The organism is Rhodanobacter sp. TND4EL1, assembly GCF_054061035.1.
In genome coordinates this window covers 640,983-664,724 of sequence record NZ_JBSSDT010000001.1, presented here as the reverse complement: position 1 = coordinate 664,724, position 23,742 = coordinate 640,983, and the positions used below count along the sequence as shown (strand labels likewise).

Sequence of the window (23,742 nt, the reverse complement as noted above, 5' to 3'; positions counted from 1 at the left end):
TTCCGGCGAATTTCAGGGCTGCGATGGAGGCGACGGGTCAGCCGGTGCAGACGGTTCTTCGAACGCGGTGGTGCGGACTGCCGGGGGAATGGTTTCCGCCGACTCGTCGAGCGCATCTTCATTCAACTCGTACACCACATCCTGACTGGGGTGCTGGCTGGCTTGCTGGCGTTCAAAGTCCTGCACCATGCGTTCGGCGAAATCGCGATACACCGGCGTAGGGCAGAACAGCGACGCCGCGGCACGGGCGAGCAGGCAGGCCGCCATGATCGGGATCACCATGTCCTGGTTGTCGGTCAGTTCCATGGCGATCACCGCGGAGGTCAGCGGTGCGCCCGTGACGCCGGCGAGGTAGGCGCTCATGCCCAGCAACACTACGGCAGCTACTGGTGTATCCGGCAGGAAGTGGGCGATGTTCTGGCCCAGACCGGCACCGACGGCCAGCGCCGGCGAGAAGATGCCACCGGGGATGCCGGCCCAGTACGACACCACGTTCGCCAGCAGCTTGGCGATGCCGAACCCCTGGTCCGGCATGGTTGCCGCGCCCTGCACGATGGCCCGCGCCTGGTCGTAGCCGGTGCCGTAAACGGTGTTGTGCGTGCATACGCCAATCACGGCGAGCGCCAGGCCGCAGCCGCCGGCAAAAATCACCGGCCAGCGTGCGCGCAGGCGACCCACCTGGGCCAATGGCCCCGTTTTGCTGAGCAGGATGAGGCGCGCGAACAATCCGCCCAACAGGCCGCAGATCACGCCGGTCAACAGCACCGCCAGCCAGGCGTGGCCGAGCGGCAGGCTCGCCTCGACCTCGCCGAAATACGAGTAATTGCCCATGATGCCGAGCGAAACGACACCGCCGATGATGACGGCGGTCAGCAGCAAGCCGCTGAAACGGTGCTCGAAGGTGCCGGCCAGTTCCTCGATCGCGAACACCACACCGGCCAGTGGCGTGTTGAACGCTGCCGCGATGCCGGCGGCGCCGCCGGCCAGGATGAATCGCGAGGCGGCTTTCGGGTCAGTGAACCCGAAGCGCCGGCCAAGCCAGTGAAACAGCCCCGCGCCCACATGCACGGTCGGACCTTCGCGGCCGATCGAGGCACCGACGGCCAGCGCGATCAAGGTCAGCAGCATCTTGCCGGCGGCGATCGGCAACGCCAGCATGCGCGTCCGAAATCCTTCGTCCTCGATGTGCAAGGTGCCGATCACCTGCGGGATGCCGCTGCCGCGCGTAGCGCGGAATTTGCCTTCGGTGACCCAGGCGAGCAGGGCGAACACGATTGGCGTCAGGATCAGCGGAATCCAGATGCCGTAGCCTAGAATGTCCTTGAACAAGTCGTACGACCATACGCTGGCCTTGGCGAACAGGATCGCCGCAAGCGCCACCAGCACCGCGCCGAACCACAGAACCAGCCGGCGCTTCCACTGATGTGGCGCGAAGAATTCATGCCCCAGCAGCGCCTGCAAGCGCGGATTGGACGACTTTGATGGAGGCTGCTGGGGTTCGGACATGGCGCTGATTATCGCAGACCGTCCTCTTCATCCGGCGTTTTCAACGTGGCCGCCACCGGGTTTCGTACAGATCGAAGCGGCGATCCTTCAGATTGGTCACCGCGCCGGCATTGCGCGCCTTGGCCAGGCCTTCCAGCCGCAGGTCGGCAAACAGCACGGTTTCGATGTTCGGCGTGGAGTCGGCCGCGATGCCGTCGCGGGCGAAGCCGAAGTCGCTGGGCGTGAGGATGCAGCTCTGGCCATACTGGATGTCGAAATTGTTGACGCCGGGCAGGTTGCCCACGTTGCCGGACAACACGACGTAGCACTGGTTTTCGATCGCTCGCGCCTGCGAGCAGTAACGCACGCGCAGGTAGCCTTCGCGCACATCGGTGCAGAACGGCACGAACAGGATCAGCGCCCCCTGGTCGGTGAGATGGCGGGCCACCTCGGGGAATTCCGAGTCGTAGCAGATCATCACCCCGATCGGGCCGCAGTCGGTGAGGATGGTCGCCGCACTTTCGCCGCCGGTGATGTTCCACACGTTGCGTTCGCTGGGCGTGGGATGCAGCTTTTCGCGCTCGTGCAGCGAGCCGTCGCGCAGGCACACGTAGCAGACATTGTGGATGTCGCCGTTGGCCTGCTCGGTCGGGTGGGTGCCGGCAATGATGTTGATGTTGTAGTGCACCGCCAGGCGGCTGAAGAGCTCCTTCACCTGCGGCGTGTACTGGCTCAGCTTGCGGATCGACTCGAACGGCGACAGCTCGGTGTTCTCGATCGACAGCAGCTGCAACGTGATCAGTTCGGGGAAGGTGACAAAGTCCGCGTTGTAGTCGGCGGCGATGTCGGTGAAGTATTCGACCTGGGTGGCGAACTCCTCGAAGGACTTGATCTTGCGCTGCTGATATTGCACCGAAGCCACGCGCACCGAGTCCGGCAGGTGCCGGGGCGACGAGATCGGTGGCATGTCCGGCTGGTCGTGCAGGCGCGGATTTCGCCACGCCAGGTGCACCGCGTAGCCCAGCGAATCATGGTCCGACGGCACGTATCCGCGCAGCAGGCCGAGCACCTCGAAGTCATTGTTCAGCTGAAAGCTCAGGGTGAGATCGCGGCGCTTGCCATCCACCACGGCCTGCACGTAAGCCTCCGGGCTGCCATAGCGCTGGAGGTTCTTGGCCAGCCCGGGAATGCGTCCGCCGAACACGATGCCGCGCAGCTTCAGATCGGTGCACAGGCGCTTTCGTGCCTGGTACAGCCGCTGGCCGATGCGCATGCCGCGGTAGTCCGGGTGCACCACCACTTCCATGCCGTACAGCCAGCTGCCGTCGGGCTTGTGGCGCGAACCCATGCCGCCGCCGGTGATCTGCGACCAGGTGTGCGGTGCCAGCGCGGTTTCCTCGTCGATGCGGAAGGTGGCGCAATAGCCGACGATCCGACCTTCGTACTCGACCACGAACTGGCCTTCCGGAAAGTGCGTCTGCTGGGAGCGCAGCATTTCCTGGGAATGCCCCCATTCGGGGGTGTACACGCGTCCAGTCAGCTCGGCGAGCTGCGGCACGTCGTTCAGCCGCGCCTGGCGCAGCAAAAGTTTCGGGGTGTTTTCGCTGATTTTCTTGGTCATGGAATGATTATGCACAGTCCACTTTGCGCTCGGGTGAAGACCCCACGGGGTGCCGGGTACACTGGGTCATTCGATGCGGAGCGAGCGTGATGAGTGAGTGGCAGAGTCCATCGGCATTCAAGGCCAGCCAGCTTTGGCTTGGCGACGGTTGGCGCGCCGAGGCCGGCTTCGGCTTGTCCGCTGCCGGTACGCTGCTGGCCAGCTCGAACGAACCTTCCGAGTCGATCGGAAACTGGGTATTGCCGGGCATGCCCAACCTGCATTCCCATGCGTTCCAGCGCGCCATGGCGGGGTTGGCCGAGCGTCGCAGCAAGGCGGACGACAGCTTCTGGAGCTGGCGCGAAACGATGTACACGTTCGCTGCCGCGATCACGCCGGAGCAGTTGCAGGCAATCGCGACCCAGCTATACGTCGAGATGCTCAAGGCCGGCTACACCCAGGTCTGCGAGTTTCATTATCTGCACCATCAGCCCGACGGCACGCCATACGCGCAGCCGGAAGCGATGTCGCTGGCGCTGATCGAGGCAGCGCGCGAGGCTGGCATCGGCCTGACCCTGCTACCCGTGCTTTACATGAGCGGTGGTTTCGATGGCCGCGCGCTCACCGCCCGGCAGCGCCGCTTCGGTCATTCGGTGGAGAGCTATCTGCGCCTGCTTGACGTGCTGCGTGCGCATGAAAGCGACGATGTGCGCGTGGGCATCGCGTTGCACTCGCTGCGGGCCGTACCCGAACCGGCCATGCGCGAGGTACTGGCCAGTCCGCTGGCGCAGCGCGGACCGATTCACATCCACATTGCCGAGCAGATCGGCGAAGTGCAGGATTGCCTGGCCACTCGCGGCGCCCGTCCGGTGGAGTGGTTGTTCGACCATGCGCAAGTCGACCATCGTTGGTGTCTGGTGCATGCCACCCATCTGACCGAGGCGGAAGCCGCTCAGCTGGCGCGCAGTGGCGCGGTGGCCGGCCTGTGTCCCACCACCGAGGCCAATCTGGGTGACGGGCTGTTTCCGCTGGCCGCATTTCTCGACGCCGGCGGCCGGCTGGGCATCGGCTCGGATTCGCATATCTCGATTTCGCCGGTGGAAGAACTGCGCTGGCTCGAGTACGGCCAGCGTCTGCTCAGTCGTCATCGCAACATCGCGGCACGGCAGCAAGGCGGCAGCGTGGGCGAAACCTTGTGGCGTGCCGCACTGTCCGGCGGCAGCCTGGCCAGCGACATGCCCATCGGCGAATTGCGCGCCGATGCACGCGCCGATCTGCTCGTGCTGGACGACCACTCGCCGTTGTTGGCCGCGCGCGACACGCGATCACTGATCGACAGCTTCCTGTTCTCCGGCAACACGCCGCTGGTGCGCGACGTGATGGTCGGCGGCCGTTGGCAAGTGCGCGATTTCAGGCATCGCGACGAGAAAGGCATCGCTGCCCGCTATCGCGCTGCGGTGGACGCACTGGCCGCGCGCTGAGCGGAAACCTGAATGGCTGCCATCAGGACGCACGCGGCGGCGTCATCGCCGCTGGCAGCGTGGCGTTTTTGAGGACACTTGCCACGAACGGAGTGTCCCATGCATCGAATCACCTCCTGTCTTGCCGCCGGGGTGCTGCTGGCTGGCAGCATCTCGCTGGGCGGCTGCATCGTTGTCGCACCGCGCCACGTTGCCCGCGCCAGGGTGGTGGCGCCGGCTCCCGCGCGAGTCTGGATTCCCGGCTACTGGGGGCCGCGTCGCGTCTGGGTGGGTGGTTACTGGCGCTAGCCGGACAAACCCGCTTGAACCCAAGCGGGCGCATGGCCTTGCAACCCGCGCCCGCCGACGAGCCCGACCACGTGCACAACGCGGCCTAGTGCGTGGCTGCAAGGCCTACGCAAGCCGGGCGCGATTTGCCACACTTCATTCTTTGGCCGATTCGCCCCCATGCGTTCGAACGCTCTGCTCGCGGTGGGACTGGCGCTGGCCTCGGCGCTGTTCTTCACGTTTACCTATGTCCTCAACCGAAGCCTGGTGGCTGGCGGCGGTCATTGGGCGTGGGCGGTGATCCTGCGCTATCTGTTTACCTTGCCCCTGCTTGCCACCGTGCTGCCGTTCCAGGGCGGTCTGGGGGAATTGCCCGCCGAGTTGCGTCGGCATGCGCGGCCGTGGCTGTTGTGGAGCAGCGTGGGCTTCGTGCTGTTCGGCGTGCCGCTGACCTGGGCGGCGAACAGCGGGCCGTCATGGCTGATCGCCGGCAGCTTCCAGACCACCGTGCTGGCCGGACCGCTGCTGGCGCCATGGATTTATCGGGATGAGCGGCGCCGGCTGGCCTGGCGCACGCTGGCGCTGGGTGGCTTGATCGTGACCGGCGTATTCGCCTTGCAATGGGGGCACGCGCACGGCCGGCTGAGTTCGGGCGACTGGCTGGCCATGGGTGCGGTGGTGCTGGCGGCGTTTGCCTATCCGCTGGGCAATCGCAAGCTGCTGTTGCATCTGGAGCACGGCGGTATCCGGATCAATGCGGTGCAACGGGTGTTCGGCATGACCTTGTGCAGTTGGCCGTTGTGGCTGGTGTTTGCCGCGGTCGCCTGGTGCACGTTGGGGCCGCCGACGTTGCGTGAGGCCTTGTTTGCCGGCGGGGTGGCGCTGTCTTCGGGCACGATTGCGACCATCCTGTTCTTCCGCGCCACCGACATGGTGCGCAGCGAACCCACCGCGCTGGCTGCGGTGGAGGCGATGCAGGCCGCCGAGCTGCTGTTTGCCAGTTTGCTCGGCGTGTTGTTCCTCGGCGAGGCATGGCCGCGCGGTTACGAGGCGCTCGGCGCGCTGGCGATCATCGTCGGCATCGCGCTGTTCGGCTGGGTGACCGGTCGCGGTGCGGCAGGACATCAACGCGCGGTACGCGTCTTGAAGGGCGACCGCAGCGCCTGAATTCTTCAATTCATTTCTATTTCATTCCTTTGCTTGCGAATTGCGTTCAATCAAGTTACATATTGATTTCGATCAAGACCGCAAGAGTTTCCACCAGCCATGAGCAAACGACGATTCCCGAGCCTGTGGGCGCCCGGCCTGCTGGCCTGTGCACTGCTGGGTGCCAGCACCGTACTGCAGGCACAGCCGCAGACTTTTGACGGTGGCAGTCCGTTGCGCTGGGACGCGTCCACCTACGGCAATCATCGTTATCTGGTGCAAGTGGCCACACCGGCCGAAGCCGTGCATGTCGTCATCCCGTGGCGCCGTCGCGATCTTCATCCGCAACAGGTCGCGGTGATCGTCACCGCGCCGGACGGCAAGGTGGTGGCGAACGTTTTGCGCGGGGCGATCGACCAGGCCAGTGGCGAGCTGGTCTTCGAGGCGCGCCAGGCCGGCATCTATGCGGTGTACTACCAGCCATACCTCAGCACTGGCCACAGCAATTACCCGACAGTGACTTACGCCGTACCGAAGGACACCGCCGTGGCCGGCTGGGCCGGCAAGATCGGCCACGATGCCGCGCACTGGCGCAAGCTGCCCGCGGCCAGCGTGCTTCGCTACGAGGGCGTCAGCGATTTCGACGCGTACACGGCGATGGAGCGGGTCGCCACGCCGGCGGATGTGCAGCAAATGCTCGCCGCGCACGCAACCCGGCGGCTTTGGCTGTTTCCCGAAACGCGGGCCCACCCGGTACGGATGTTCGATCAGCTGCCGCAGCGCTGGGTGCAGCGCGGCCCGGGCGGCGAGTTGGCGGACACCGCGCTGCGCGGCGCATATCTGGGTTTCCAGGTCGGGCTGTGGGCCCCGCGTGTCGCAGTCGAACACGTGCAGGTGGCGTTTGCGGATCTGCATGGCCCGGACGGCGCGATCCTGCCGGCTGGCGCGCTGACCTGTTTCAATCTGGGCGGCATCGGCTACACCGGCCAGCCGTTCACTGCCACTTTGGACGTGGCCAGGGGCCGCGTGCAGCCACTGTGGATGGGGCTGGATATTCCCGCCCAGGCGAAACCGGGCGTGTATCGCGGCATGCTGACGATCAGCGCCGAGGGCGTGCCGCCTCAGACCGTGCCATTGGCGATTACAGTGGGCGCGGCCAAGGCCGTGGCGCATGGCGACGACGACCCGGCAAAACTCACGCGCCTGCGCTGGCTCAATTCGACGCTGGCACAGAACGATGCGCTGGTGAAGCCGTTCACCGCGATCACCGTGAACGGCACGCAACTCGGCATTCTCGGTCGGCAGATCACCCTGGATGCGAATGGCCTGCCGCGCCAGATGAGCAGCCGTTTCAACGAGCGGATGACCGGTTTCGCAAAGCAGCCGCGCAACCTGCTCGCCGCGCCGATGCAGTTGCTGGTGCAGGATGCGAACGGCAGCCACGCTTTGAGTACGAGCACCGCACCCAGCGTGCAGATTGATGGCCCGGCCAAGGTGCATTGGCGCGTCGCCGGGCAGGTCGGCCCGTTGCAGAGCGACGTCACGGCCAGTCTCGAAGCGGATGGCACGCTCACCTATGCGATTGCCCTGAAAGCCACCCGGGCGGTCGCGCTGAAGGACATCCGCCTGGAGATCCCGCTGCGCGACGACACCGCGCAGTACGAGTTGGGCCTTGGCCGCACGGGTGATCACGCACCGGCGGATTTCAGCTGGAGGTGGCATGTCGAGAACAACCAGGACGGCGCCTGGATCGGCGCGGTGAATGCGGGCCTGGAATTCCATCTGCGTGATGAAAACTACGTGCGTCCGCTCAACACCAACTTCTATCATCAGCAGCCCCTGCGCATGCCCACCTCGTGGGACAACGCCGGGCAGGGTGGCATCACGTTCAAGCGTGACGGCGCGCGTTATCTGGTCAACGCCTTCAGCGGCCCGCGCACGATGGCGGCGGGGCAGGTGTTGCGCTACGACGTGGTCATGCGCGTCACGCCGTTCAAGACGATCAAGCCGGCCGAGCATTTCGCCGAACGCTACTTCCACAAGTATGCCGACCTGGACACGATCAAGGCCGATGGCGCGAACGTGGTCAACATCCATCACGCCACGCCGATCAACCCGTGGATCAATTATCCGTTCCTCGCCGTGCCCGCCATGCGCGCCTATGTGGACGCGGCGCACCAGCGCGGCATGCAAGTGAAGATCTACGACACCATTCGCGAACTGTCCGACCGCGCGCCGGAGCTGCCGATGCTCGAGTCGCTCGGACACGAGATCATCAGCGCCGGCAAGGGCGGTGGCTTCTCGTGGCTGCAGGAGCACCTCGATGGCGACTACATCGCCGCCTGGCATGTGCCGGAAAACCGCGATGCCGCGGTGATCGATTCCGGCCAGAGCCGCTGGAACAACTACTACATCGAGGGGCTGGACTGGCTCGCCCGCAACGTGGGCATCGACGGCCTCTATCTCGACGACGTCGCCTACGACCGCACCACCATGAAGCGCGTGCGCAAAGTGCTGCAGTCGCGTCGACCGCATCCGCTGATCGACCTGCACTCGGCCAGCCAGTTCAACCCGAGCGACGGCCATATCAACAGTGCACTGCTTTACATGGAGCTGTTCCCGTATATCGACCGGCTGTGGTTCGGCGAGGAGTTCGATTACGAGAAAACCTCGCCCAGTTACTGGCTCACCGAGATCTCCGGCATTCCGTACGGACTGATGGGCGAGATGCTGCAGAACGACGGCAATCCGTGGCGCGGCATGCTGTTCGGCATGACCAGCCGGCTGGGGTGGTCCAAGGGCAGTGATCCGCGTCCGCTGTGGAAACTGTGGGACGGTTTCGGCATCGAGCAGGCGGACATGGTCGGCTGGTGGGTACACGATGCGCCGGTGAAGACCGGCCGCGACGACGTGCTGGCGACCAGTTACGTGCGCCACGGCAAGACCCTGATCGCGCTGGCCTCATGGGCACCGCGGAGCACCACGGTGAAGCTGCGCATCGACTGGAAGGCACTCGGCCTGCGGCCCGGCAAGGTGATGCTGAAGGCACCGGCCGTCGCCGGTTTCCAGCCGGCAGCGGAGTTCACGCCGGACGAAGCGATTCCGATCGAGCCCGGCAAGGGCTGGTTGCTGATCCTGGAGTAGGGCGAACACCGGGTCGACATTCCGCGGACCGCTGCAGCCATCGTGCAGCGGTCCGCGACTTCCCGTCCGGCTGCCGGCGGCTTCCGCACCAATGACGCCGGACGCCGAGAGGCCTATCCTTGGCGCCAACGAAACATTCGAAGCTGGCAAATTCCATGCAACAAACTCTGGAATCCACCGACGCCACCGGGTCGGTGAACGGTGCCTCGAATACCTACATCCACCATGGCACCCCGGCGTTTCGACAAACCAATCTCGCCCTGTTCGCCGCGGGCTTTGCCACGTTCGGCCTGCTGTACTGCGTGCAACCGCTGATGCCGGAGTTCAGTCGGCACTATGGCGTAAGCGAGGCGGGCGCGGCGATGTCGCTGTCATTGACTACCGGCGTGCTGGCGGTGGCGATGTTGTTCGCCGGCGGCTTGTCCGACGCGTGGGGGCGCAAGTCGATCATGGTGGCTTCGCTGCTGGCGTCGGCGGTGCTGGTGCTGGTGACGGCGGTGATGCCGAGCTGGACCGCCCTGCTGGTGGTGCGCAGCCTGTTGGGCTTGACCCTCAGTGGCTTGCCAGCCGTGGCGATGACCTACGTCAGCGAGGAAATGCATCCCGAATCGATCGGCCTTGGCATGGGTTTGTACATCAGTGGCAGCGCGGTGGGTGGCATGGGCGGGCGGCTGATTTCCGGCGTGCTGGCCGATTTTTTCGGCTGGCGCATCGGGGTGGCCACAGTCGGTGTGATTGGCGTGCTGGCCGCATTGATCTTCTGGCGGGCGTTGCCGGCATCGCGCCATTTCGTGATGCAACCGCTGCGCTGGCGCAGCTTCCTCGGGCGCTTCGGCGGCATCTTCCATGACCGCGGCCTGCCGTGGCTGTTCGTCGAGGGTTTCCTGCTGCTCGGTGCGTTCGTCACCGTCTACAACTATCTCGGCTATCGCCTGCTGGCGCCGCCGTACAACCTGAGCCAGACCGTGGTCGGACTGATCTTCGGGATCTACCTGATCGGCACGTTCAGTTCGGCATGGATGGGGCACCTGGCCGGCAAGCTGGGTCGACGCAAGGTGTTGTGGACGGCCCTGGCGCTGATGCTGGTCGGCGTGGCACTGACGATGATGCAGCCGCTGTGGTTGGTGATGGGCGGCATCGTGGCGATCACGTTCGGCTTCTTCGGCGGCCATTCCATCGTCAGCAGCTGGGTGGGGCGGCGTGCTGGCGCGGCGAAGGCACAGGCGGCCTCGGTCTACCTGTTTTGCTACTACATGGGCTCCAGCATCGCCGGCGCCAGCGGCGGGCTGTTCTATGCATCCCATGGCTGGACTGGCGTCGCGCTGTTCGTCGGCGCGCTGGTGCTGGCCGGGCTGCTGATCTCGCTGTGGCTGTTCCGCCTGGCTCCGCTGGTCAACGTGGCGACACCGCCGACGCCGATGAGCAAGGGAGCGATGCCGTAGTGCGGGGAACGGGGAGGATCGCCGGGCTTTCAGGTTCGTGGAAGTCGTGTTTCCTCCCGACTCGCCACGAAGGGCCGCGATACCGTACGCCGTCCTGAATCCCCCGCGCCTCCGTTCCCCGTTCCCCCGATCTCAACGTGCCGCCGGCTTCAGCATGTCTTTCACCGCGTTATAGTCACCGTCGTTCGCGACGGGCGGCAGGCCGAGCAGGTGGGTCATGAGTGGATAGACGTCCACGTTCGGAAATGCGGGCACCTTGGCACCTACGCGGAACGCCGGGCCATGCGCCACGAAGATCGCCTGCATCAGCGGCGATGCATTGTCGAAGCCGTGGTCACCCAGGCTCATCCGACCCTTGCGCTTGGCGGCGTACTCGCTGGTGGTGATGCGCCAGTGCACGTTTGCCAGACACAGCAATTGCGGCACGCGCGGGTTCTTTCCGTAGGCCAGTCGCGCCGGCACGCGGGTCTTGTCCCAGCACTGCATGTGCGCCTGGGGCTGCTCCAGCGTCTGCTCGACCTTGCTGAACTCGGCGCGATCCGCGCTGCTGTCCGACTTCGGGTTGAAACCGGCCAGGATGCCCAGGCTCGCGGTCTGTACCTGGTCCAGCGGGATCAGCTTATCGATCATCACGCTGTTCGCTTCCGGTACGCCGGCCATGCCGTGATCGGACACCACGATCAGGTTGATCTTGTCGAACACACCACGCCGCTTCAGTCCGTCGACAAGCCGGGTCAACGCCGTGTCGGTTTCACGCAGAGCATCGTTCACCTGCGGCGTGTCCGGGCCGTGGAGATGCCCCGCGTGATCCACCGCGTCGAAATACAAGGTAAGGAAGCTGGGCCGCTCGGCAGCCGGAAGGTCCAGCCATGCCAGCACCTGGTCCACCCGCTGCGCGGGGGTCACCTTGCCGTCGTAGGCCTGCCAGTAATCCGGATGATGACCGTGGATGTCGGCTTCCGAACCGGGCCAGAACATCGTGGCGGTGCGCAGCCCGTGCTGGTCGGCGGTTTCCCAGATCGGGGTGCCTTCGGCCCACCAGCGGCCATCGCTGACCGCCTTGCGGCTGCTCAACGAAAACTTGCCCAATTGCGGATCAAGCATCGTGTTGTTGACCACACCATGGTGGTCGGGGGTGCGGCCGGTGACCAGCGTGTAGTGGTTGGGAAAGGTCAGTGACGGGAACGAGGGCTGCATCGACGTCGCCCGTACGCCCTCGCTGGCCAGCTTGGCGAGGGTGGGACTGAGGCCGCGCTCCAGGTAGTCATGACGGTAACCGTCGATCGAGATCAGCAGCAGCGGGGTGGGCTTGCCGGCCTGGACTGTCGTGGCCGCGGGTGGCACGGGGCGTTGCGTGGCACAACCGAAGCTGAATGCTGCCAGTGAGCAAATCAGCGCGCGAAACAGGATTTTCATACAAACAACCTTACGATTCATGGAAACCAGCCGCCCATGATCGCGCACCCTCATGACCAAGACACGTCTTATTCGACACACTCCGATGAAATACCTGTGGTTGAGCTTGGCGCTTGCGCCAGTCGGGGTCGCGTGCGCATGGCAGTCCGGCACGCAGCCGGTGATTCGCCCGGTGTCGCCCAGCGTGCAGTTCCAGCAGGCCGCGCAGCAGCAGAAAGCGCAAGCCGATCTGCAGCAGAGCCAGCTGCAGCAGCAATTGCATCAGTCTGTGTCGGACACCGCGAAGCGGCCCTCGGCCACCGATCCACGGACGATCGACCAACTCGACAAGGCCCAGCAGGCACAGCGCGAGCGTGACCGGGCAGCGCAGCAGGACCTGCTCAATCGTGAGCGCGATGCGTCCAGTTTGCCGCGCGTGGTTCCGAAGGAACTGCCGCAATCCGCGCAAAGCGGCGGCTGATCTTTTTCATCCCCGTTGATCCGGTCAATCCGGAATCAGACAAACAGATCGCCGCCTGCATGGCACTGTTCCAGTGCCAGCAGCTTCTGCTTGATCGGCAAGCCGCCGCTGAAACCGGTGAGACTTCCGTTGCTGCCGATCACGCGATGACAGGGCACCACGATCGGCAAGGGATTGCGTCCGTTCGCGGAACCTACCGCGCGCGAGGCGGCAGTATTGCCGACGCGACGCGCCAGTTCGCCGTAGCTGATGGTGCTGCCGTAGGGGATCAGCCGCAGTTGTTGCCACACACCCAGTTGGAACGGCGTGCCCACCGGATGCAACGGAAGGTCAAAGTGCTGGCGGTCGCCGGCAAAGTATTCCTGCAATTGCTGCCGCGTGGCCGCCAGCGGTGCGGGCAGCCGCGTGTCGTCAGCGGGAATCCAGTCGGGCGGCATCAGCTCAGGGTGGTCCTCGCGCTCGAACCATATTTCGCGCAGGCCGTGGTTGTCCGCAATCAGGCGCAGCGTGCCTACCGGACTGGGGATGTGGCTGTATTGAATGACGTTGGCTTGAGGCTGGTTCATGGACGGGGCTTCCGTTTGAGTGAGGTACGCGGCGTGGGGGTGACGCTGGCACTGCTGCGCCACAAGTGCATCACCGCGTAGGCGCGCCAGGGTCGCCACGCTTCGGCCACGCGGCTCAGTTCGCTGGTGGTCAACGCATCGCCGTCCGGGTTGGCGGCGCGACGCAGGATCAGATCGGCCGCGGGAAACGCATCGGGATGGCCAAGCGCCCGCATGCCCATGTAGTGCGCGGTCCATTCGCCGATACCGGGCAGCGCGACCCAACGCGCGACAAATTCATCCAGCGACTGTTCGGTGCGAAAATCCACACGCCCATCCAGCAGGGCCCGCGCCATGCCGCGCACGGTAGCGGCGCGTGAGGTGGTCAGGCCGATCGCTCGCAGGTCGGCATCGGCAAGCGCGGCTGGCGTGGGGAACAGGCGCTCCAGTCCCGCGGGCAAGCCGGCCACCGGTTCGCCCCAGCGTTGCACGATGCGGCCAGCCAGCGTGCGCGCCGCCGCCACGCTGATCTGCTGACCGAGCACGGCACGCACCGCGATCTCGAAACCGTCCCAGCCGCCGGGCAGGCGCAGGCCGGGTTCGTGCTGGCGCAGCGGTCCGAGCACCGGATCGCTGCTGAACGTGTCGGTGATCATCTGCGGGTTCGCATCGAGGTCGAACATCCGGCGCAGCGTGGTCACCACGCCGAGGATCTGCGTCGGCTGCGGGCAAAGCAGTTCCAGTTGCAGCGCATGCCCGTCGTCCGGCCAGGCACTGACGCGCAGCCAGCCTGGCGCGCTGGCCAGGCCGAATACCCGCGCATAGCCGAGTTCGTCGACCTGTTCGACGCCAGGCAGCGCGCGCGTGCGCAGAAATGCCAGCAGCGCATCAAACGCGTACGGTGGTCGATAGCCCAGCCGCAACACCAGCGGTGCGCCAGCTGCGGCGCGCGGATGACGGCGCAGTTCGCGCGGCTCGATCCGGTTCGCCTGGGCAAATGCCGCGTTGAACCGGCGCAAGCTGCGGAAGCCGGATGCCAGCGCCACTTCCGTCACCGGCAGCGCCGTTTCCGTCAGCAGTTGTTTGGCGAACAACAGACGGCGCGTGGTGTGCACGCTGATCGGTGGTGCGCCGATGTGTTCGACAAACAGCCGACGCAACTGTCGCGCGCCGACGCCGAGGCGTGCCGCCAGTTCATCCAGCGACTGCTCCGCCAACGCACCAGCCTCGATCAGTTTCAGGGCACCGGCAACCACCCGGTTGCCTCGCTGCCATTCGTCACTGCCGGGTGCCAATTCGGGCCGGCAGCGCAGGCACGGCCTGTAGCCCGCCACTTCGGCCGCCGCCGCGTTCGCGAAATAGCGCACGTTCTCCCGCTTCGCCGCAGGTGCCGGGCAAACCGGGCGACAGTAGATGCCCGTGCTGCTGACGGCGGTGAAGAACAGTCCGTCGAAACGGGCGTCACGGCTGCGTCGTGCTTGTTCGCAGACAGCAGGGGCGGGCAGGGAAGACGGGTGGCTCATGGATGCAGGCTAGCACCGTCGCCCCGCCATCACTCGCCGTTTTCGGACATCAATGCAAAATGACGAATGCCCTGCCTCAACGCGGTGCGAGCATCATCACATCGCGGTAGTGTGCAACGCACCGTTGACCGCCCCCAACAGACCGCGACGGTCGTAGGGCTTCGGCAGGAACGTCACGTCGTCGGGGAAATGCTCGAAGCTGGCACGCGGATTGCCGGAGATCAGCATGATCGGCATCGGCCGGTGCTTCCGGGCGCGCTGAGCCAACTCGATCCCGTCGATGCCGCCAGGCATGTTGATGTCGCTCAGCAGCAGGTCGATGGAGACGTCGTGCAACAGGATATCCAGCGCTGCGCTGCCGTTGCTGCTGGTCAGCACGCGGTAACCCTCGGCTTCGAGCACCATGGCTGTGATCTCGCGGGCATTGCCGTCGTCTTCAGCCAACAAAATGGTCTGGTTGTGCGCATGTGTCATGGGCATTGGACTTGGCAAGGGATGGCTAAGGATGGGTCGTCAGGCGTGCATTCCCGGTGAGGAGAAAACGAAGTCTCAGGCGACATTCCGGCCGCGGCGCAGCTCGCAAAGATGCCTGCCGACAACGGTGCGGAAGGCCAGTCTCGGCAGGCATGCATGCGATACGGGGCCGATGGGAATTGCAATCCGACATCAACCGAGCCGTTCTCGAAGCGAGCAACGTTGCCTGCAGGTGCGGGAAGCGACCCGAGTGACGGGGGCCCGGCGCGTGGTGAGCAATTCCAGGGGTGTCATCAGTTGCTGAATGAAAACGGTTTTCCGGCAGCGCGCGTGGCCCTATGCGTTGGGAAGTCTGGCAGGGACGCTTCCGCAGAACACACCGGAATGTGGCCGACAAAATGCCCTCCAGCCGCCATCGGGGCTCGGTCTATACTCAGGAAATTCATTCCGCCGAGTTCTTCCGCCCATGACCGCACCCACCCGCATCGACACCACCCGCACCATCCGCGCGCCACGCGGCACCGAGCTCAGCTGCAAGAGCTGGCTCAGCGAGGCGCCGTTCCGCATGCTGCAGAACAATCTCGATCCGGAAGTGGCGGAAAACCCCGCCGAGCTGGTGGTGTACGGCGGCATCGGGCGCGCCGCGCGCAACTGGGAATGCTTCGACGCGATCCTGCTTGCGCTGCGCTCGCTTGAAGATGACGAAACCCTGCTGGTGCAGTCCGGCAAGCCGGTCGGCGTGTTCCGCACCCATGCCGACGCGCCGCGCGTGCTGATCGCCAATTCCAACCTGGTGCCGCATTGGGCCACCTGGGAGCACTTCAACGAGCTCGATAAGAAGGGCCTGATGATGTACGGCCAGATGACCGCCGGCTCGTGGATCTACATTGGCTCGCAGGGCATCATCCAAGGCACCTACGAAACCTTCGTCGAGATGGGCCGCCAGCACTACGGCGGCAACCTCAAAGGCAAGTGGCTGCTCACCGCCGGCCTCGGCGGCATGGGCGCGGCGCAGCCGCTGGCCGCCTCGCTGGCCGGCATGTGCAGCCTCAACATCGAATGCCAGCAGAGCCGCATCGACTTCCGCCTGAAGACCCGCTACGTCGACGAGCAGGCCACGGATCTCGACGACGCGCTGGCCCGCATCAAGAAGTACACCGAAGCAGGCGAGGCGAAATCCATCGCGCTGCTCGGCAACGCCGCCGACATCCTGCCCGAACTGGTCAAGCGCGGTGTGCGCCCCGACGCCGTCACCGACCAGACCAGCGCACACGATCCGGTCAACGGCTACCTGCCGCAGGGCTGGACGGTGGAGCAGTGGTTCGAGCGTCGCCAGAGCGATCCCGAAGGCACCCGCGACGCCGCCAAGCACTCCATGCGCACCCACGTCGAAGCGATGCTCGCGTTCAACGCGCAAGGCATCCCCACCTTCGACTACGGCAACAACATCCGCCAGATGGCGCAGGACGTCGGCTGCGAAAACGCATTCGCGTTCCCCGGCTTCGTGCCCGCCTATGTGCGACCGCTGTTCTGTCGTGGCATCGGACCGTTTCGCTGGGTGGCGCTGTCGGGTGATCCGGAAGACATCTACAAGACCGACCAGAAAGTGAAGGAACTGATCCCCGACGACGAGCACCTGCACAACTGGCTGGACATGGCCAAAGAGCGCATCAGCTTCCAGGGGTTGCCGGCGCGGATCTGCTGGGTGGGGCTGGGGTTGCGCGACAAGCTGGGGCTGGCGTTCAACGAGATGGTGCGGAATGGGGAGTTGAAGGCGCCGGTGGTGATTGGGCGGGATCACCTGGATTCGGGGTCGGTGGCGTCACCGAATCGGGAGACCGAGGCAATGAAGGATGGCAGCGATGCGGTGTCCGACTGGCCGTTGCTCAACGCGATGCTCAACGTGGCCGGTGGCGCGACGTGGGTGTCGCTGCATCATGGCGGCGGGGTGGGGATGGGGTATTCGCAGCATTCCGGCGTGGTGATCGTGTGCGATGGCACGGCGGAGGCGGACAAGCGGATTGCGCGGGTGTTGTGGAACGATCCGGGTACTGGGGTGATGCGGCATGCGGATGCGGGGTATGAGGAGGCTATCGAGTGCGCCAAAGAGCAGGGGTTGAAGTTGCCGATGGTTTGAGCATAAAAAACGATGGCAGGTAATTGAACTGCCTTCTTTTTGCACAAGGTTTAAGGGGAGTTGGCGTGACCAAATATTTGCGAGATTCTCTGTGGGAATCATTGCCCACTCACGACTATAGGGCACGTTTCTTCGTCGAATGTTATAGAGAGAAACTTTCCTTATACAGTCCGCACTTTGCGCAAGCAAGATTAATGAGCGTCTTCAGTATTTTTGCGGAGATCTCATCGCAATTGGAAGATGTTGGAGATGATGATCGTGTCAAAAGCTATTTGATCGCAACTCTAGATGAGCTTGAGGATTGTATCGCTAAAGATGATCTTGCGCTTGACCTAATAAAGTCCTATGAGTCAATCAGAAAGTCGCTCTACAAGAAGATAAAAGGCGGTGACTTTGGACGACAAACAATCGCTCAGATGGCGCTTTACGTTAAACACTGTCGCGGTAAGGCTGATAAATACTCGGAAAATTTGGACGGCGCGCTGAAAAAAGCGGTGACCGGCAGTGTAGATCTGGGAAAGATAGAAACAAATCTCTTAAAAATCGACTTATTAACCGGAAATTTTATAACGGATCTTTTGAACAGGGATTACTCCCCAACCCATCTCTTCAACAGAGCTGAGATGTTTACTCGCCATAATAATTATGGGAAGCGCAACTTCATTGAGCAGTATGATCATGTTATTGGAAAATTGCGCGCCGGCAAAATCAATTACGAGGTCGTATATGCAATTGAAGTGCATTCACCAGAGGTGGTGTCTCAGTATCTAAGAGGTGGGCAGCTTCAAGCTGCAGAGGTTATCGATGAGAGATTTGCTGCGGTTCGGGATAAATTGGAAAGGAATACGTCACCCAATATTTTCGTAAAAACTTCCATTACTAGTACCGATCATGTTAGTGCGGCTTGGAAAGCCAAAGAACTAATTGAGTCATCTCTGGATTACGCGCTGACATTCGAGAGGGATGCAATTTGCAAAATTTCCGCATTCGCGGCGGTTGGCTGGAACGGGCCAACGGGATTTGACATTAAGCCCATCAATATTGGCTTGCTCCAGAAGTTCCTGACTTCAGAGGGCGGTTCGTATTTTGGCTCCCAAAGAATTAATTTCCAAAAACTTGAAGGGTCGCTGGATATTAATGGAAAGGGCCAACTTAGGCGATGTTTTCGCCATATCCGATTGTCTAGAGAGTCTGAGTTTACTGAAGAAAAGCTCCTCAACATGTGGATTGCCTTGGAGTCGTTATATTCATTTGGCCAGGGATCAATCATTGATAACATTTTGCGATATATTCCGCGAACTTACGCTGCGTTTTCTTTGACGCGACGCATGCAATACCTTCGAAAAATTCTCGTCGACAATTCTATTGAAGTACCTGAATCGGCAAGGGTCTTGCATTCACTTTCGGATGGTATTTTCTCTGAACGCGCCACGTTGAGTGATTTGTTTGTGCTATTTAACTCGGAATCGCTCTCTAAAGATTTGTTCTTTTCAATTCAAGATAAAGAGCATCTTAAGTTCAAAATTTTGCAGATCCACGATATTTTCAAGTCGAAATCTAGAATTAATAAAAGGTTTCGCGACTCAGCGACAGATGTTGAGCGTCAGTTGCGCAGAATTTATGTTCTGAGGAATAAGATTACACACACCGGATATTATGGTAATGTGAGGCCGCAACTAATTACCCATCTGTACGATTATGTGATTAATTCGCTCCAAGCCGTGCACGTTGCATCCGAAGTGACTCGCGGTGGGGCCGTTACGATTAGTGATTTGTTTGATTCCTTCTCAATAGGTCTGGATCTTTTAGAGACCCGGATGCACTCGGATGATCCGCTTAATGGTTTTGGAGATGTCACTCCTACCACCGATGTGTAGAGATGCATTAAAAACGAAATATGGGGTCAGGTTCATTTAACTCAAAGGCGCGCTAAATGAAACTGACCCTTTGTTTAGATTATCGGCCTCGGAGCGAGGGACTTTCCGTCGCTCCCGACGTTAACTCCCGGAGTCGTGAGTTTCCGAGAACTCACGAATGACCGCAGCATCGGACTCTCGGATTACCCCCTGTTGCAGATAGACCCTCGGCGAGTCCGCAACGATGAAGCCTTCCTCTAAGCCAGCATCAATCCTACCCAACAGACAGATATGGTCGTCGTGCGAATCAGACCCGCAATCGCAATCGTCGGGCTGCGTCGCTCGATGCCATAGCCCGGCAGCATCGACGCGATAATGAATAAGGGGTCAGGTTCATTTTCGGCCAAAACAGGGGTCAAAACAGGGGTCAGAGTGCATTTTCTTGAAGCGCTGCTGTAGAAAGTCGGCTCTGACCCTAAAGCGAAAGCAGATGTCAGGGACAGTCAAGCCCGCTTCGGCCTGAAGCTTCCTGATCGGCGTTCCTCCACTATCCTGAGCGTCCCACCAGCGGCGGAACCCCATGTGCTACAGCGCGCAAATCCTGGCTGACTTCCGCAAGTACACGCGCCTGGGCGGTGCTTTGGACATCAAGGAGTTCACCAAGCTCGCTGGCTGGACGAAGCAGAAGGGCAACTGGGTGAAAGTGGTGCCGAAGGCGATGCGTCGCGCGATGGCGGACGACACGGACGGTTCGCTGGATGCCGCCATGGTCGCACTGGCGCGAGCGGCGGAGGTCGAGGCGGCAGAGGTGATCGCTTTGGAGATCGGTTTTCAGGAGTCCCGTCTGCTGGAGGCGAACGCGAAGCTCGCTTCGGCCAGGCCGACCAAGAAGGCCGAGAACGATCGCCGCGTCGCCACCAACAAGATCGAGGCCGGCAAAAGGAAGCTCGATGACCTGGCATCGCCGGCCCCGGCGGATGGCATTGATCGCATCTGGCCCGGCCATTTTGCCCCGGTGATGATTCGCGACCCGGCGACTGGAGAGCGCGTTGTGGTGCCGATGCGCTACCGCTGCCGGTTGCCCGGGTGGAGCGAAGCGGACGAGGTCGATAAGCCCGGAACGTACAACGCGCGACGCGACAAGCTGTCGACCGTCTGGCGCAAGGTGTTCGGCTACCACCACGGCATCATGGTCGTGGATCGATTCTACGAGAGAGTGTTCCTGCACGACCTGCAACAGCGACCGCTGGTGCCGGGGGAGCGCGAGCAGAGCGTCGAGATTCTGTTCACGCCGTCGACGGGCGAAGCGCTGTACGTCGCTTGTCTGTGGACCTACGTCGAAGCTTCCGGCGACGACCCGGGCTTCTACACCTTTGCCGCCATCACCGACGATCCACCGCTGGAGGTCGCCCAGGCCGGCCATGATCGATGCCCGGTGCCGATTCACCAGGCGGACATCGAAACGTGGCTCAGCCCGGATCCCGATGACCTGCCAACCCAGTTCGCGATCCTCGATCGCCGGGTGAGGCCGCACTACGAGCATGCGTTGGTCGAGTGATGGAGGCACGCGGAATCCAGCGGATCACCCTCATGCTGCGGGGAGCAGAACCGGAACGCACTTTCGCGGTTGCCGCCGCTTAGAGCGTTGGCTCGGACGTCACCCCACACTGTGCAGCACCGATCGACGCCGTGATGCCCAGCCCGTTCGGTAGCACGTTTGTTGCCGAATGAAGCAGGTAGCGCTTTTCTCGTTCTTGCGGCCTGGGCCTTGCGGCCTGGGCTCCCGCACGAACCTGCTACGACTTGAACCTGCGGACTTCCTGGGGCCAGCCGCAGGCTTCGGCCATCTTGCCGGCCCATAGTCTTGCCGCCTGCGCGTCGGCCACGTCGATCACGGCAAATCCGCCCAGAAACTGCGGGTTGCGGACATACGGTCCGTCGACGAAGGCCAGCGTGCCGCTGGTGGGGTCTGCGCTGAAGGCGTGCTCGGGGTCTTCTTCCAGGCCGCCGCCAAACACGTAGACACCGGCCGCTCTCATTTCGTCCACGACCGCGCGGGCCAACGGCCCACGGCCAGCGAACCAGGCCTCGGTGTGATCGCCAACCCACGCCTGATTGAAGTAGATCAGGTACTTGCTCATGTCATCCTCCGGGTGCGCAGCCGAACGGCTGCCATTCCGCTTGCGACGAACGGGGGCCTGGCGATTCGACATTTGAGCAGGGTGCGAAGGGATTTTGCCGACCCCATAGGCGCGGGAGCCCGGTGGTCTGCCAGTGGCTCCCCGGGCTCCCCAGTTGCCTGCCGCCGTGAACGTTCTTCTCATCCGTGCAGGCACAGCTCATCTTGAGTCGGCTTGCGGCGAGGCGGATACTGCCGCGCGGGGATCAATCGCGACATTAGCTCTTCACGGGGGGTGAAATGATTAAGCGTTGGTTGCTGCGCACTTCAAGTGTGATGGTCGTGCTGCTGGTGGGGCTTGGCGTCTTCGCCTGGGTGCGCAGCGCCTCCTTGTTGCAGCGTGCCTGGCAGGTCAATGAATCTCCGCTGGTGGTGCCGAACGACGCGACGGCGATCCAGCGGGGGCATCATCTGGGGGTGACGCGCGGCTGCACGGATTGCCACGCCGCCGACATGGGCGGGCGCGTCGTGGTCGCCAATTCGCCGATCGGGCAGCTGGCCGCTCCGAACCTCACGCGCGGCAAGGGCGGCGTGGGTGCATCGTTGAGCGTCAACGACTGGGAGCACGCGATCCGCCATGGGCTTCGCCCTGATGGCCGCGCCTTGCTGTTGATGCCTTCGGATGAAATGGCAGCGCTGACCGACTCCGATACTGCCGACCTGATCGCGTGGTTGCGGCAGGTTCCGCCCGTGGATCGAGCGACCCCACCCAGTTATGTGGCGCCATTGGGGCGCGTGCTGATGGCATTCGGGCAACTGCCTTTGACGGCCGCCAGCCGCATCGATCAACATGCCGTGCACCAGACATCGATCGTCCCGATGGCCAACGCCGCCTACGGCGCCTATCTGGCGCACAACTGCATCGGTTGTCATGGTGCGCGTCTGTCGGGTGGCCGCATCCCTGGCATGCCGCCACAAACGCCCAAGGCGGCCAACCTCACGCCCGACCCGGGTACCGGATTGGGCAAGTGGAGCAAGGCCGATTTCTATCGCGCGCTGCGCGAAGGGCAGAGGCCCGACGGCAGGGCGCTGGATCCTTTCATGCCGTGGAAGACCATCGGTCTGTCCAGCGACACGGAACTCGATGCGCTCTGGGCCTATCTGCGCAGCGTGCCGCCCATGCCGGCGGATCAGCGCTGAGCCCCCGCAGAGTCGATCGCCGCGATTCGGGGACAACGGAAAGCAAGAACAGCATTTCCCGACCATGGCGACTGTTTGAAGCAGGGAGCCAAATTTCACCGACAGGAGTCCGAACGATGCCGAACACGATATTCACCGCGGTCGATCAGGCCGAGCAAAGTCTGAAAAGCAACAAGTTCGTCTACACCGAGCGGGTTACCGGGGAAGGCGCCAAACCCGTCACCTTCCAGGCACTTGATCAATACCTCACAGGGTACGCGACGGTCGCCACGTTCCTGTGCAACACCCAGCTGGTCGAGAACGCCCTTGAGCAGGTGTCCAGTGAATTGTGGGACGTGTATCGAAAATTCCCGTCCAACATCCGGAACAAATTCACGCGCGCCCTGAACAACAAGACAGGGGTCAGAGTGCACTTTCTTGAGGCCTCACTGTAGAAAGTCGACTCTGACCCCGGTTTCGGAAAGTCGGCGTCGAACCGGGTGCGGTAGGGCAAACAAGGCAGCGAAAACCGGGCCAGGAGTGGACTTTCACCCGCCGTCGTCTGAACAAGTCGACTCTGAGGTCGATGCCGGAACAGGGCGAGGCGATATGGGAGTCTTTGCATGCGCGAACCGTCTTGCAACGATATGTCGATCGACGGCGTTGCGGTTCGTCGCAACCCGGAACGCCGAGATTCGCTCAACCACGTCAACGTCACGGAGAAACCACGATGCGCCGTCTCATGTTCACCATGCTGTTGCTGCTGACTGCCACCACGGTCGCCGCCGCGTCCACGCCGGTGCATTACACCCTCGATCCGGACCACACTTACCCCAGCTTTGAAGCGGATCACATGGGTCTGTCGATCTGGCGCGGCAAGTTTGATCGCAGCACGGGCACGGCCACGCTTGATACGGTTGGCAAGACCGGCACGCTGGATGTGACCGTGGACATCGCCAGCATCGACTTCGGCAATCCGGCGTTGAACAAAGTGATGCTCGGGGCCACCGCACCGATGTGCCAGACCGAGTGCGGCACGTTTTTCGTGGAGAAGTATCCGACCGCGCGCTATCGCGGCAAGCTCACGGACTTTGTGGACGGCGCGCCGACCAAAGCCGTCGGCATGTTGACGATGCGCGGGGTGACCAGGCCGCTGACACTCACCATCGACAGGTTCAAATGTGTCCCTGATTTCATGCTCAAGCCGCGACTGCGTTGCGGCGCCGATGCGCTCGGAACGTTCGAGCGAGACGACTTCGGACTTGATGGTGGCAAATCGTTCGGGATGGACATGAAGGTCACCCTCCGCATTCAGGTGGAAGCCGTCCAGGACAAATGACAGTGGGAACCGGGACGGAGAAAGTCAGCCGTGGAAAGGCGTTCGGAAAGGGCAAACCCGGGCCATCTCGGGTTCACTTGCAGTCGTTTGAATTTTTGTGAGCTGGGCTGGCAACTGGACCTGACCACG

19 protein-coding genes are annotated in these 23,742 nt (G+C 62.8%); 12 read left to right on the top strand and 7 right to left on the bottom strand.

Features of this window, described 5'->3' with window-relative positions:
* Nucleotides 1-12 precede the first annotated feature (12 nt).
* Together ACVWWQ_RS03080 and ACVWWQ_RS03075 are read right to left on the bottom strand one after the other, a co-directional pair.
* A complete protein-coding gene (locus tag ACVWWQ_RS03080; protein ID WP_133950051.1) occupies nt 13-1,506 on the bottom strand; it encodes a chloride channel protein in 1,494 nt (497 codons plus the stop codon).
* 40 nt (nt 1,507-1,546) lie between these two features.
* Complete coding sequence (locus tag ACVWWQ_RS03075; RefSeq protein ID WP_133950052.1) at nt 1,547-3,106, bottom strand: bifunctional GNAT family N-acetyltransferase/carbon-nitrogen hydrolase family protein; 1,560 nt, start codon at nt 3,104-3,106, stop codon at nt 1,547-1,549.
* Between the two features lie 89 nt (nt 3,107-3,195).
* On the opposite strand from ACVWWQ_RS03075, the gene ACVWWQ_RS03070 reads away from it, so the two are divergent.
* The 5 genes from ACVWWQ_RS03070 to ACVWWQ_RS03050 all read left to right on the top strand — a co-directional run bounded on the left by ACVWWQ_RS03070 (nt 3,196) and on the right by ACVWWQ_RS03050 (nt 10,565).
* The gene (locus ACVWWQ_RS03070) at nt 3,196-4,566 is read left to right on the top strand and encodes a formimidoylglutamate deiminase (protein WP_133950054.1); all 1,371 of its coding nucleotides are present in this window, start codon (nt 3,196-3,198) and stop codon (nt 4,564-4,566) included.
* Between the two features lie 99 nt (nt 4,567-4,665).
* A complete protein-coding gene (locus tag ACVWWQ_RS03065) occupies nt 4,666-4,854 on the top strand; it encodes a hypothetical protein (RefSeq protein WP_133950056.1) in 189 nt (62 codons plus the stop codon).
* 159 nt (nt 4,855-5,013) lie between these two features.
* Nucleotides 5,014-6,000 carry a DMT family transporter gene (locus ACVWWQ_RS03060; protein ID WP_133950058.1) on the top strand — a complete coding sequence of 329 codons (987 nt, stop codon included), beginning with the start codon at nt 5,014-5,016 and terminating at the stop codon, nt 5,998-6,000.
* Between the two features lie 99 nt (nt 6,001-6,099).
* Nucleotides 6,100-9,123: a glycoside hydrolase domain-containing protein gene (locus ACVWWQ_RS03055; protein WP_133950060.1), complete on the top strand. Its 3,024-nt coding sequence runs from the start codon at nt 6,100-6,102 to the stop codon at nt 9,121-9,123.
* A 155-nt stretch (nt 9,124-9,278) separates the two neighbouring features.
* On the top strand, nt 9,279-10,565 hold the full coding sequence (locus ACVWWQ_RS03050) for an MFS transporter (protein WP_457383294.1): 1,287 nt from the start codon (nt 9,279-9,281) through the stop codon (nt 10,563-10,565).
* Between the two features lie 132 nt (nt 10,566-10,697).
* Here ACVWWQ_RS03050 and ACVWWQ_RS03045 read toward each other — a convergent pair whose 3' ends face one another.
* A complete protein-coding gene (locus ACVWWQ_RS03045) occupies nt 10,698-11,981 on the bottom strand; it encodes an alkaline phosphatase family protein (protein WP_133950062.1) in 1,284 nt (427 codons plus the stop codon).
* A 52-nt stretch (nt 11,982-12,033) separates the two neighbouring features.
* On the opposite strand from ACVWWQ_RS03045, the gene ACVWWQ_RS03040 reads away from it, so the two are divergent.
* Complete coding sequence (locus ACVWWQ_RS03040) at nt 12,034-12,441, top strand: hypothetical protein (protein WP_133950064.1); 408 nt, start codon at nt 12,034-12,036, stop codon at nt 12,439-12,441.
* Nucleotides 12,442-12,476: 35 nt separating this feature from the next.
* Here ACVWWQ_RS03040 and ACVWWQ_RS03035 read toward each other — a convergent pair whose 3' ends face one another.
* The 3 genes from ACVWWQ_RS03035 to ACVWWQ_RS03025 form a co-directional block, all read right to left on the bottom strand.
* Nucleotides 12,477-13,007, bottom strand: coding sequence for a methylated-DNA--[protein]-cysteine S-methyltransferase (locus tag ACVWWQ_RS03035; protein ID WP_133950066.1), 531 nt, complete (start codon nt 13,005-13,007; stop codon nt 12,477-12,479).
* Nucleotides 13,004-14,509, bottom strand: coding sequence for a DNA-3-methyladenine glycosylase 2 (locus tag ACVWWQ_RS03030; protein ID WP_133950068.1), 1,506 nt, complete (start codon nt 14,507-14,509; stop codon nt 13,004-13,006). Before ACVWWQ_RS03030 ends, ACVWWQ_RS03035 begins: the two co-directional genes overlap by 4 nt.
* 96 nt (nt 14,510-14,605) lie before the next feature.
* Nucleotides 14,606-14,983: a response regulator gene (locus ACVWWQ_RS03025; protein ID WP_133950070.1), complete on the bottom strand. Its 378-nt coding sequence runs from the start codon at nt 14,981-14,983 to the stop codon at nt 14,606-14,608.
* A 466-nt stretch (nt 14,984-15,449) separates the two neighbouring features.
* Here ACVWWQ_RS03025 and hutU point away from each other — a divergent pair, with 466 nt between their 5' ends.
* The 3 genes from hutU to ACVWWQ_RS03010 all read left to right on the top strand — a co-directional run bounded on the left by hutU (nt 15,450) and on the right by ACVWWQ_RS03010 (nt 20,534).
* Nucleotides 15,450-17,120 carry a urocanate hydratase gene (gene hutU / locus ACVWWQ_RS03020; RefSeq protein ID WP_133950072.1) on the top strand — a complete coding sequence of 557 codons (1,671 nt, stop codon included), beginning with the start codon at nt 15,450-15,452 and terminating at the stop codon, nt 17,118-17,120.
* A 194-nt stretch (nt 17,121-17,314) separates the two neighbouring features.
* On the top strand, nt 17,315-18,997 hold the full coding sequence (locus ACVWWQ_RS03015) for a hypothetical protein (protein ID WP_133950074.1): 1,683 nt from the start codon (nt 17,315-17,317) through the stop codon (nt 18,995-18,997).
* A 559-nt stretch (nt 18,998-19,556) separates the two neighbouring features.
* On the top strand, nt 19,557-20,534 hold the full coding sequence (locus tag ACVWWQ_RS03010; RefSeq protein ID WP_133950076.1) for an SOS response-associated peptidase family protein: 978 nt from the start codon (nt 19,557-19,559) through the stop codon (nt 20,532-20,534).
* A 238-nt stretch (nt 20,535-20,772) separates the two neighbouring features.
* Here the strand turns inward: ACVWWQ_RS03010 and ACVWWQ_RS03005 are convergent, their stop codons facing one another.
* Nucleotides 20,773-21,117 carry a YciI family protein gene (locus tag ACVWWQ_RS03005; RefSeq protein ID WP_133950078.1) on the bottom strand — a complete coding sequence of 115 codons (345 nt, stop codon included), beginning with the start codon at nt 21,115-21,117 and terminating at the stop codon, nt 20,773-20,775.
* A 278-nt stretch (nt 21,118-21,395) separates the two neighbouring features.
* Here ACVWWQ_RS03005 and ACVWWQ_RS03000 point away from each other — a divergent pair, with 278 nt between their 5' ends.
* From ACVWWQ_RS03000 to ACVWWQ_RS02990, 3 genes are all read left to right on the top strand, one after another.
* Entirely contained in the window at nt 21,396-22,295 is a 900-nt protein-coding gene (locus tag ACVWWQ_RS03000; RefSeq protein WP_133950080.1) for a c-type cytochrome, read from the top strand.
* Nucleotides 22,296-22,411: 116 nt separating this feature from the next.
* Nucleotides 22,412-22,729, top strand: coding sequence for a hypothetical protein (locus tag ACVWWQ_RS02995; RefSeq protein ID WP_133950082.1), 318 nt, complete (start codon nt 22,412-22,414; stop codon nt 22,727-22,729).
* Nucleotides 22,730-23,025: 296 nt separating this feature from the next.
* Nucleotides 23,026-23,613: a YceI family protein gene (locus tag ACVWWQ_RS02990; protein WP_457383293.1), complete on the top strand. Its 588-nt coding sequence runs from the start codon at nt 23,026-23,028 to the stop codon at nt 23,611-23,613.
* The last annotated feature ends 129 nt before the right edge of the window (nt 23,614-23,742 follow it).